11 protein-coding genes and 2 pseudogenes are annotated in these 10,106 nt (G+C 48.2%); 6 read left to right on the top strand and 7 right to left on the bottom strand.

Annotation, left to right across the window (positions count from 1 at the left end; translation table 11 throughout):
• Positions 1-84 precede the first annotated feature (84 nt).
• Positions 85-609 carry a DoxX family membrane protein gene (locus PT964_RS11825; RefSeq protein WP_425262709.1) on the bottom strand — a complete coding sequence of 175 codons (525 nt, stop codon included), beginning with the start codon at positions 607-609 and terminating at the stop codon, positions 85-87.
• 262 nt (positions 610-871) lie between these two features.
• Here PT964_RS11825 and yhbH point away from each other — a divergent pair, with 262 nt between their 5' ends.
• Together yhbH and PT964_RS11815 are read left to right on the top strand one after the other, a co-directional pair.
• Positions 872-2,032 carry a sporulation protein YhbH gene (yhbH, locus tag PT964_RS11820; RefSeq protein ID WP_274363544.1) on the top strand — a complete coding sequence of 387 codons (1,161 nt, stop codon included), beginning with the start codon at positions 872-874 and terminating at the stop codon, positions 2,030-2,032.
• A 38-nt stretch (positions 2,033-2,070) separates the two neighbouring features.
• Positions 2,071-3,542: pseudogene (locus PT964_RS11815) on the top strand (SpoVR family protein).
• Between the two features lie 96 nt (positions 3,543-3,638).
• On the opposite strand, the gene PT964_RS11810 reads toward PT964_RS11815, so the two are convergent.
• The 6 genes from PT964_RS11810 to PT964_RS11785 form a co-directional block, all read right to left on the bottom strand.
• Positions 3,639-3,968 carry a chromate resistance protein ChrB domain-containing protein gene (locus tag PT964_RS11810; protein WP_274363559.1) on the bottom strand — a complete coding sequence of 110 codons (330 nt, stop codon included), beginning with the start codon at positions 3,966-3,968 and terminating at the stop codon, positions 3,639-3,641.
• A 192-nt stretch (positions 3,969-4,160) separates the two neighbouring features.
• Positions 4,161-4,247 (bottom strand): DUF1259 domain-containing protein, encoded by an 87-nt coding sequence (locus PT964_RS11805; protein WP_274363558.1) that lies wholly within the window; start codon positions 4,245-4,247, stop codon positions 4,161-4,163.
• A gap of 134 nt (positions 4,248-4,381) precedes the next feature.
• Entirely contained in the window at positions 4,382-5,722 is a 1,341-nt protein-coding gene (locus PT964_RS11800) for an MATE family efflux transporter (protein WP_337995025.1), read from the bottom strand.
• 12 nt (positions 5,723-5,734) lie between these two features.
• Positions 5,735-6,031, bottom strand: a complete 297-nt coding sequence (locus PT964_RS11795; protein ID WP_274363543.1) for a metal-sensing transcriptional repressor — start codon at positions 6,029-6,031, stop codon at positions 5,735-5,737.
• A 139-nt stretch (positions 6,032-6,170) separates the two neighbouring features.
• The gene (locus PT964_RS11790) at positions 6,171-7,169 is read right to left on the bottom strand and encodes a cation diffusion facilitator family transporter (protein WP_274363542.1); all 999 of its coding nucleotides are present in this window, start codon (positions 7,167-7,169) and stop codon (positions 6,171-6,173) included.
• A gap of 149 nt (positions 7,170-7,318) precedes the next feature.
• Complete coding sequence (locus tag PT964_RS11785) at positions 7,319-7,546, bottom strand: TVP38/TMEM64 family protein (protein ID WP_425262708.1); 228 nt, start codon at positions 7,544-7,546, stop codon at positions 7,319-7,321.
• A 43-nt stretch (positions 7,547-7,589) separates the two neighbouring features.
• On the opposite strand from PT964_RS11785, the pseudogene PT964_RS11780 reads away from it, so the two are divergent.
• The 4 genes and pseudogenes from PT964_RS11780 to arsC all read left to right on the top strand — a co-directional run.
• Positions 7,590-7,802: pseudogene (locus tag PT964_RS11780) on the top strand (SpoVR family protein); the annotation flags it as partial.
• A 134-nt stretch (positions 7,803-7,936) separates the two neighbouring features.
• The gene (locus tag PT964_RS11775) at positions 7,937-8,251 is read left to right on the top strand and encodes an ArsR/SmtB family transcription factor (RefSeq protein WP_274363541.1); all 315 of its coding nucleotides are present in this window, start codon (positions 7,937-7,939) and stop codon (positions 8,249-8,251) included.
• Positions 8,252-8,268: 17 nt separating this feature from the next.
• A complete protein-coding gene (locus tag PT964_RS11770) occupies positions 8,269-9,678 on the top strand; it encodes an arsenic transporter (RefSeq protein ID WP_274363540.1) in 1,410 nt (469 codons plus the stop codon).
• A complete protein-coding gene (arsC, locus tag PT964_RS11765; RefSeq protein WP_274363539.1) occupies positions 9,660-10,085 on the top strand; it encodes an arsenate reductase (thioredoxin) in 426 nt (141 codons plus the stop codon). The genes PT964_RS11770 and arsC overlap by 19 nt, the downstream gene beginning before the upstream one ends.
• Positions 10,086-10,106: the final 21 nt, after the last annotated feature.

Genomic DNA, 10,106 nt, shown 5'->3' with positions numbered 1-10,106 from the left:
CTTCAGGAAATTCCTGTTAGTTATTCATGCCGTCGTAGAAAAAAAGGACCGACACTCACGTGTCGATCCGCCCCTTACCGTTATTTATCGTCCCGCCGCATGACCGCCGGCCGTTCGGCCGCCGCGCTCCGCCTTAAACAACTTGCCCAAGTACGGCAGCACATAGTAGTCGGCGCCGAATTTGCCTGCGTTGCGCCCGGCGACCAAGATTACCACGCCGAGCAGTACCAGCCACGGGTTCGTGCTTACTGTTCCGGCGAAGAGGAACATAAAGTTCATCATCAGGCCGAAGAACATAGCCGCCGTCGTCAACGCACCGATGAGCAATCCGAGCCCGACCAGGAATTCGCCGTACGGAATCATGACGTTGATCAGCTTCACATTCGGCAGCGCAAAATGCTCCAAGAAGGCGATATTCGTCGGGTAAACCAATTCGCCGGTCGCTTTATCGACCACCGGGTTCGCGATCGCCCCTTTCAGGAAGCCCTCCGCGCTGAACCCGCCCGTAATTTTGTGCCAGCCTGCCGTTATCCACTCGTACCCGACATAGAGACGAATCAACGTTACGATCAGCGCAGCATACTTATTATTTCTAACCCAGTTAAACATCATCTTCGATCAGCTCCTCGTTTTCTATGGCTTAATCATACCGCCTTGCAAGCCGCTTTCGTATCGGGAGAACCACTGAAAACGCCATAGCATTTTCCTGAAATATGGTTAGGGTTGGAAGGCATGTTTTCGATATAGTTCCTCAGCCGCGGCTCAGGGAATTCCCTGAAACGATTTCAGGTTTCCCTCCATATGACGGCATTTATAAAGCAATTCTTGGCTCGCTCTCGAATATACTGTTCGTTAAAAGGAGGAATCGCTTATGACAGAACCGCTGTTTATCGTCTCTCGCGAAGATTGGTCCCTCCATCGTAAAGGCTATCAAGATCAAACGCGCCACCAGCAAAAGATCCGCGACGCACTGAAGAGCAACCTGCCCGATCTGGTTTCCGACGAAAGCATTATTCTCTCCGACGGGCGCAAGCAGGTTCGAGTGCCGATGCGGAGCTTAGACGAATATCGATTCCGCTACAACTTCGGCAAAAGCAAACACGTAGGCCAAGGCGACGGAGACACCAAAGTAGGAGATGTGCTCGGAAGGGATCCTGCGGGCTCCGCGGCCGACGGTCCCGGCAAAGGCCAAGGTGCGGGGGATTCCCCGGGCGAAGACGTGTATGAAGCCGATGTGGATATTGAAGAGATGGAGAACGTGTTGTTCGAGGACTGGGAGCTGCCCAATCTGCGGGAAACTCAGAAGCAAGAGCTGACCACCGAAAAAATCCGCTTCACCGACGTCCGCAAAAAGGGCATGATGGCCAACATCGACAAAAAACGGACTCTCCTTGAAAATTTGCGCCGCAATACGACCCAAGGAAAAGCCGGGTTCGGGGACATCACCCCTGACGATCTGCGGTTTAAAACGTGGGAAATTACCGTCAAACCGGCCTCCAACGCGGCTATTATCGCAATGATGGACACTTCGGGCTCGATGGGATCGTTCGAAAAATATTGCGCGCGCAGCTTTTTCTTCTGGATGACCCGGTTTTTGCGCAGAAAGTATGAGCATGTCGAAATTGTGTTCATCGCCCATCACACGGAGGCGAAAGAGGTTACCGAGGAAGAGTTTTTTACGAAGGGCGAGAGCGGAGGCACCATTTGCTCTTCCGCCTATGTAAAAGCGCTCGAAACCATTGAAAAACGGTTCCCGGCCGCACAGTACAACATTTATCCGTTCCACTTTTCCGACGGAGACAACCTGACGAGCGACAACGACCGGTGCGTGAAGCTGATCGGCGAGCTGCTCAAGGTCAGCAATATTTTCGGATACGGGGAAGTAAACCAATATAACCGCAACAGCACCTTAATGTCCGCCTATCGCAGCATTCACAATCCGGGCTTCAAATACAGTATCATTCGTGAAAAAGGAGAGGTACACCAAGCGCTGCGCACTTTCTTTGCAAGGCAAGCCGCTCCCGCGAAATAACGGGAAAACCTTAAAATCTAAAACGCGAGGTGACGCGAATGGAGCCAAGCGAAATGATAGAGCTGGAGAAGGCGATTGAGGAAATCACTCATGTAGCGCGCGATTTCCGGCTCGATTTTTATCCGATGCGGTACGAAATATGCCCTGCCGATATCATTTACACCTTTGGCGCTTACGGCATGCCGACCCGCTTCAGCCATTGGAGCTTCGGCAAAGCGTTTCACAAAATGAAGACGCACTACGACCTCGGACTATCGAAAATTTACGAGCTCGTCATCAACTCCAACCCGTGCTATGCTTTCTTGCTTGAAGGTAATTCGCTGATCCAAAACAAGCTCATTGTCGCGCACGTCCTTGCTCATTGCGACTTTTTCAAGAATAATGCACACTTTGGGAGAACGAATCGGGACATGGTGGAGCGGATGGCGTCCGCGGCGGACCGGTTCCGTCAATATGAAATCGAATTTGGAACGGACCGGGTTGAAAAATTTTTGGATGCGGCTCTGGCCATTCAAGAGAATGTGGACCCGTCCAAATTCCGGAGGGATCGCTCCACGCGATCCCCGGAGGCGGGTAACGCCTCTTCGGTGAAAACCCCTCCAGCCCCCTCGTCGCCATATGAAGATTTGTGGGATCTGGACAAAAAAGCGGAATCAAGCACTGCCAACCAATCGGCTGAAAAGAAACGGTTTCCCGCCGAGCCGGATAAGGATATTGTTTGGTTTATCATGCAATACGCCCGTGATTTGGAGGAGTGGCAGCGGGACATTTTATCCGTGCTGCGCGATGAAATGCTGTACTTTTGGCCGCAAATGGAAACCAAAATCATGAACGAAGGCTGGGCTTCGTACTGGCACACCCGCATCATGCGCGAGCTGGACCTTACTTCGGAGGAGACCATTGAGTACTCGAAGCTGAACTCCTCCGTCGTTGTTCCGTCGCGANGCACACCCGCATCATGCGCGAGCTGGACCTTACTTCGGAGGAGACCATTGAGTACTCGAAGCTGAACTCCTCCGTCGTTGTTCCGTCGCGAGTGCAGCTTAACCCATATTACTTGGGCTACAAAATCTTCGAAGACATCGAAAAAAGGTTCGGGCGAGACCACTTGTTCGAAGTGCGCGAGCTGGACAACGACGTATCGTTCCTGCGCAATTATTTGACGAAGGAGCTGGTGGAGGAGCTGGATCTGTTCGTCTTCGAGAAGAAAGGCCCCGAATGGCTCATTACCGATAAAGCATGGGAACAAGTTCGCGATCAACTGGCCGCTTCGAGGGTGAACGGGGGCATCCCCGTAATCAAAGTATACGACGGAGATTATCTGCGCAACGGCGAGCTTTACCTGAAGCACGCTTATGAGGGTGTGGAGCTAGATATGAAGCACCTCGAGCGCACGCTGCCATCCGTCTATGAGCTGTGGAACAAAACCGTGCATCTGGAGACGGTGGTCGAAGGCAAGCCGATTGTGTTCACGTTCGACGGGAAGAAGCATCATAGGAGATTCTTATAAAACAAACACCCCATTTCATTGCAGCCTTCAAAATAAATAACTGGAAAAAGACTTGCGGTCAGTGGCCGCAAGTCTTTTTTTAAAAAACACCACATTTTATTCTAATGATAATTGTTTGTACAAGGCCTCATAAACCAAACGGCCTCTTTCAAGTGCCGTTTCATCATCAGGGCTAATTAAGCGTATGCCGTCGCAAATGTAATCAAGCCCAGGAGCCACAGATTCAAAGACAACTTCCTGCACTGTGTCGGCTTCATCGACAATTCGAGCCAATCGCTCCAAAACAGGGTCATGAAGATTGAATTCTGTCAGCATCGTGTGGAATGTACTGTGATTCCTTCGATGGGATAAACGGACGCCCGGTATATCAAACGGTTCTGCATCTTCGGGCAATGGAGCGGTGCCGACGGGAACAAATAAATTAATTTATGATCATATCGCTAGTTTTTCCTAAAAGCGGACGGGACTCCCAGAGTGATGCCACCGTCAATGCCTTTTTTATGTTTTGAAAACAAAAAAAGCCGCCCTATTTGGCGGCAGCCTTAAAATTGTCGTGAACTATCGTTGCCGTTAGTCAGTGGGATACGATTTTAGCCAGAGCCAGACGGAGTCCTTTGGTTAACTTATTGAGTCGCCCTTTGCCCAAAAATGCATGAAGAAAAGTCGTGGATTTTCGTGCAACATGTGATTAATTACGGCTGTCACTGTTATATGATTATCACGCAAAGTACGGGCAACGGGATTTACCTCTTCGGCAGAACGGGGAACACTGTATTGGTAAACGCCGTTATTGATATGTCCCTCTTTTCCAGCTACCCATGGGGAATCCCGCCGTCTCTTTAAGATAGCTGCTTTCTAAATCGGTAAAATAAATAAACTGCTCGAACAAAAAGATCTATGGCGATGGACAGCCATACTCCCGCGATTCCCATGCCGAATTGAATTCCCAGTACATATACCCCGACCACACGAATAACCCACATACCAATCGCTGTCGAGTACATCAGGCTCTTTGTATCTCCCGCACCTTGGAGAGCCCCTGCAAGCACTAAACCAACCGCAAGAAAGGGCTGGGCGATGGCGTCAATTTTTAATGCGGTTGATACCATCTCAATGACGCTGTGATCCGAAGTAAACCAGGTTGCAAAGTAGGGAGAGAAGAAAAATAAGATCACGCCCACAAAGGACATAAAAGCAACCGCGACCCCAGTTGTCAGCATCCCATATACATAAGCTTGCCGTTTTTGGTTGGCGCCGAGGTTTTGGCCCACCAATGTGGTTGCGGCCACCGCCAGCCCATAACCGGGCATATAGGAGAAGATCTCAATGTTTCCAGCAACCGTATGCGCGGCGAACGTATTGGTGCCAATTTGAACAATAAGCCCGAAATATAAAACTTGCCCTAGGCGCATAATTAACCGTTCTATGGCTGCTGGCGTAGATAACTTGAGCAATGCTTTGGTATGTTCGTTAAACGAAAATCCTGAAAATATCGAAAAAGACAACGGAGTTCTCTTGATGTAAAAATAAAGAGCAATGGCACCCATAACCCTTACAATGACGGTCGCCCACGCGGCTCCAGCAATCCCCCAGCCGCTAAAACCCATCATCCCAAAAATAAGAACGTAATCGAGCACGATATGTAAAATATTGATCCAGATGCTGACTTTCATCGGTGTTTTGGTATCTCCCGCCGCACGCAATATGCTTCCGAAAATGAGCATCAAGGAGATAAACACCGATGGCGCTGCAACAATTGTAAAGTACGTAACGGCAATCTCTAATACTTGTGGTTCGGCACCCATGATTTGAAGCAGCGGCTTTGCAAAAAATAAAGAAATGAGCCCAAATAACAATCCCGCGATGATGGCAGTCCATGTGGATTGTTTTGCGATCAATTTGGCCCTTTCAATATTTCTTGCACCAATACTCCTTGAAATAAGCGCCGAAGTCCCCGTCCCGATTGCCATAAAAATAGCCATGTAAACCGCGAGAATCGCATTGGAGATGCCCACAGCGGTTACTTCCGCGAGACCGATTTTCGCCACAAACAATGTGTCTACAAACCCGACGATTGTTTGCAGCAAATTTTCGACCATTGCGGGGACGGCAAGAGCAAGTACCACAAACATTTTTTGTTTCGTACTTGTATTTTGCTTAAGCATGGATTCGGTATCCAATCTGCACACCCCTTACTTTAAATAATGATCAAGCGCCTTGTGTAAATCAGCGAGCACCTCATGTTCATTACCTTTGTGAACGGCATCCACAACACAGCCCTCTAAGTGATCTTTTAATAGTAATTTTGCTGTGTTATCCAGGGCTTTGCGTACAGCTGCAATTTGCAATAAGATCTCGGAACAATCTCTTCCTTCTTTGGTCATCTCTTTTACCGAACGAACATGGCCTTCAATTCTTGCTAATCGGTTCACGATGCTTTGTGTATGCTTATGCGGGTGGTGATGATTATGTTGGTGGTTATCGCTCACTTTTTAGTCACTCCTTTTGATGTCGATTTTATCCCCCCAGGGGGGATATTGTAAATGAAAAAGCGGGCATTACAAGAAAAAAGCTTGGCAACCTTAATGGCGACCAAGCTTTTTCGTGCAAATTTTTTAGCTTTATCCGTTATGCAAAATCATTTAGCAATTCGGGGGTCCAGTTTTTTACACCGTTGTCCTCGATAATCCCTAACACTACGTCTGTTATATCGGGATCGGCGATCAATTTATCTTGAATGCGGAATTTTATATCGTCAGCATCGGCCAAAGATAAGCCTTTGCGCAATTCGATCATCGCATCAACATGATAATAACGTCCTTCTTGAGTGATCCTTATGCTGTTGATGTCCGTAACGTCTTTATCAGACAGGATAATCTTGGTCACCTTTTCGGCTACATCGCGGGGAGCGGCTACACCGATTAGGCCAACCATGTTGTCATAACCTACCCGAAACGCAACACCAACCATGAGGATGCCAATCAGAATCGTTACTACACCGTCAATCATATCTGCTGCTGTTAGTGAGGTGATTACTACGGCAATCATCGCCAGCAACGCACCTGTGACGGCAACGAGGTCCTCGTAAAATACCAATCGGGTTGGCGGCGCCGCGCGGCCAACGTTTTTAAATGACGCTGCAATGTAGGACAATCCTTTGGTTTCTACACGAGCTTCCTTTACGATTTCCTTCATTGCTTTAATGAGGATGCCACCGTCAATGAGTAAGTTTAACAATAAGATGAATACATTAAGCCATAAAGCCCCGCTTGTACTTGCTGGATGCTGAATTAAATGCAAGCCTTCACGAATGGTTTCGTACGCCATGATCGTTACTACAATCACAGCAATCATACAGAAGATATTGATTACTCGGCCAAATCCAGTAGGGAAGCGCCGAGTCGGCTTTTTCTCCGCAAGGATACTTCCGACGAACACAAACCCTTGATTGATGCTATCCGCTAGGGAGTGCATCGCTGATGCAAACATCGCGCCGCTACCACTAAGAGCTGCACCAATACCTTTCGCAATCGCAATGACCGCATTTCCAATCATCGCTATCGCGGATGACTTATTGCCTTTCTTGATTAATTGCAACAAATTTTCTCGTTCGGGCTCGGGATCCATGTTTCCTCCTGAAATTTTTAGTTAATGCTTATCCAATATTTTATTATGATAAGACAGACACATCAAGATAATACGAATGTTTTGGGCAGAGGGTTTCATAATGCCTTTCGGTTGAACCTGCTCGGGTTCTCCTTATTGTGCGGGAGGCGTTACTTCGTTTTTCTCCATGCTAAGAAAATGAAGTAGCTGGCGGCGAGTAGTAAAATCAACTTCCCCTGCCATCCGAACTTTGTCACTTGGTACACTGAGTAGGCTTCCATCAGAAGTGCCGGAGCTTTCCCAATAGTACTGGCCAATAAGAAGACACCTGATGAAACTTTTCCAATCGAGCTTGCAAAGGTGACGAATCCAGATGGGATAAACGGTAAAAGTCTCAATGACAGTATCAAATAAAACGCTTCTCTTCCATCTCGAAGCTGAAATTCCTCCGTCGTCGTTCCGTCGCGGGTGCAGCTTAACCCATATTACTTGGGCTACAAAATCTTCGAAGACATCGAAAAAAGGTACGGCCGCGACATGATGTTCGAGGTGCGCGAGCTGGATAACGACGTATCGTTCCTGCGCAACTATTTGATGAAGGAGCTGGTGGAGGAGCTGGATCTGTTCGTCTTCGAGAAGAAGGGTCCCGAATGGTCTCCTTGGCGGCAGGACTTATCAAACATTTATTTCTCGTAAGCCGTTCATATAATTGAATCATTATATGTTTATGTTATAATACATCTTAAGTCATCGGCAATCATTGAAGATATTAGATGAAAGGAGAACCCATGGACCAAATCGAAGCAATGGCTGAACAATTTAAGCTTCTAAGCGACAAATCGCGGCTCACGATTTTATCGCTCCTGAAAGAGCGCGAGCTTTGCGTCTGCGACATTGTCGGCCTCTTAGGCGTATCCCAACCTAACGCCAGCCAGCACCTACGCAAATTAAAGGCAGGCTCACTAGTGAATGAAACACGCAAAGGCAAGTGGGTGTACTATTCGTTGAATCTCGACGATAAGCCTTATATTCAGGCTGTGTTAGAACATACACCATCCTTTACAGAAGAAATCGCCCGGTTAAAAACCAACAACTGCTGTTAGAACAATTGGAGGAAACAATGGCTTACATTGCAGTCTTTATCTTCTTCGTTACGTTGGTATTCGTCATCTGGCAGCCCAAAGGCCTTAACATCGGTTGGTCCGCTATAGGCGGCGCACTATCGGCACTTGCCTTTAGCGTCGTGTCTTTCTCCGATGTCGTCACGGTAACGGGGGTCGTCTGGAACGCAACGCTCGCATTCGTTGCCGTCATCTTGATCTCGCTCGTGCTCGATGAAATCGGATTTTTCGAGTGGGCGGCGCTCCATATGGCGCGTCTTGCAAATGGAAACGGCAGCGTTATGTTTTCCTATATCATCTTGCTTGGCGCAGCGGTTGCGGCCTTCTTCGCCAATGATGGAGCTGCGCTGATCATGACCCCGATTGTTCTCGCCATGGTGCGGGCGCTCAAATTTGATGATAAGATGGTGCTCCCGTTCATTATGGCCAGCGGTTTTATTGCGGACACATCGTCTCTTCCGTTAATCGTAAGCAATCTGGTCAACATTGTTTCGGCCGATTATTTCGGAATCGGATTCGCCGAATATGCAAGCCGCATGATTGTCCCCAACTTTTTCTCCATCCTTGCAAGTTTGCTTGTATTGTACATTTTTTTCAGAAAAAGCATCCCGAAGGCATACCAATTTGAAGAGCTAAAAAAACCGCACGATGCCATACGCGATGTTAAGCTCTTCCGACTTTCCTGGGTCGTGCTCGCCGTACTGCTGCTCGCCTATTTCCTGAGCGAATATGCGTCCATTCCCGTTTCGATCATCGCAGGCATGGCAGCCGTGTTCTTTCTCTTTGCAGCTCGAAAAAGCACTGCCATCGATACGAAAAAGTTGATCAGGAATGCACCATGGTCCGTTGTCATTTTTTCCATCGGTATGTATGTCGTCGTATATGGTTTAAGAAACGCCGGGTTAACCGACCTGCTTGGACAGGCCGTTGAAAGTGTTGCCGACCGGGGACTTTTTGCCGCAACCGTCGGGACCGGTTTCATTGCCGCCATTCTCTCATCGATCATGAACAATATGCCGACGGTCATGATTGACGCGCTTGCCATCAACGGCACTCAGACGGAAGGCATTATCAGGGAAGCCCTTGTGTACGCCAACGTCATCGGTTCCGATTTGGGACCGAAAATTACGCCCATCGGCTCATTGGCGACCTTGTTATGGCTGCACGTTCTCTCACAGAAGGGAGTCAAAATCAGCTGGGGCTACTACTTTAAGGTGGGTATCCTGCTTACCTTGCCAACTCTGTTCATTACGCTCGCAGGCCTGTATATTTGGCTTCGTTTTATTGATGCCTACCAAGGCAACGTATGGCTCATCATCGCTTTGATCGCAGTTGGTTTCGTTCTGGCAGTGCTTGTATTTCAATCGGTTCAAATAAAGGAGAAATCTTCATGGAGAAGAAACCGTTAGTTTACTTTTTGTGCACAGGAAATTCCTCCAGAAGCCAAATCGCGGATGGTTTTTTAAAAGCGCTTGGAGGCGAAAGGTACGAAGTGAAAAGCGCGGGACTTGAAGCCCACGGATTAAATCCGCGTGCCGTCCAAGTCATGAAAGAAGCCGGTGTGGATATATCAGAACATACATCGGACGTCATCGACCCCGATGTCCTTAACCGCGCCGATTACGTAATCACACTTTGCGGACACGCCGATGAGCATTGCCCTGCCATTTCAAACAAACACGTCGTAAAATGGCACTGGGGATTTGACGATCCCGCAAAAGCGACAGGGACTGAAGATGAAATCATGGCAAAATTCCGCGATGTGCGCGATGCGATCAAACACCGCATCAGTGAGTTTGTCCAAACAGGAAAATAAACATTAAAAAATAAAGAGAAG

This window comes from Paenibacillus thermotolerans (genome assembly GCF_028745515.1).
Taxonomy (GTDB): domain Bacteria; phylum Bacillota; class Bacilli; order Paenibacillales; family YIM-B00363; genus Paenibacillus_AE; species Paenibacillus_AE thermotolerans.
This window is presented reverse-complemented; position numbering and strand designations above follow the sequence as displayed.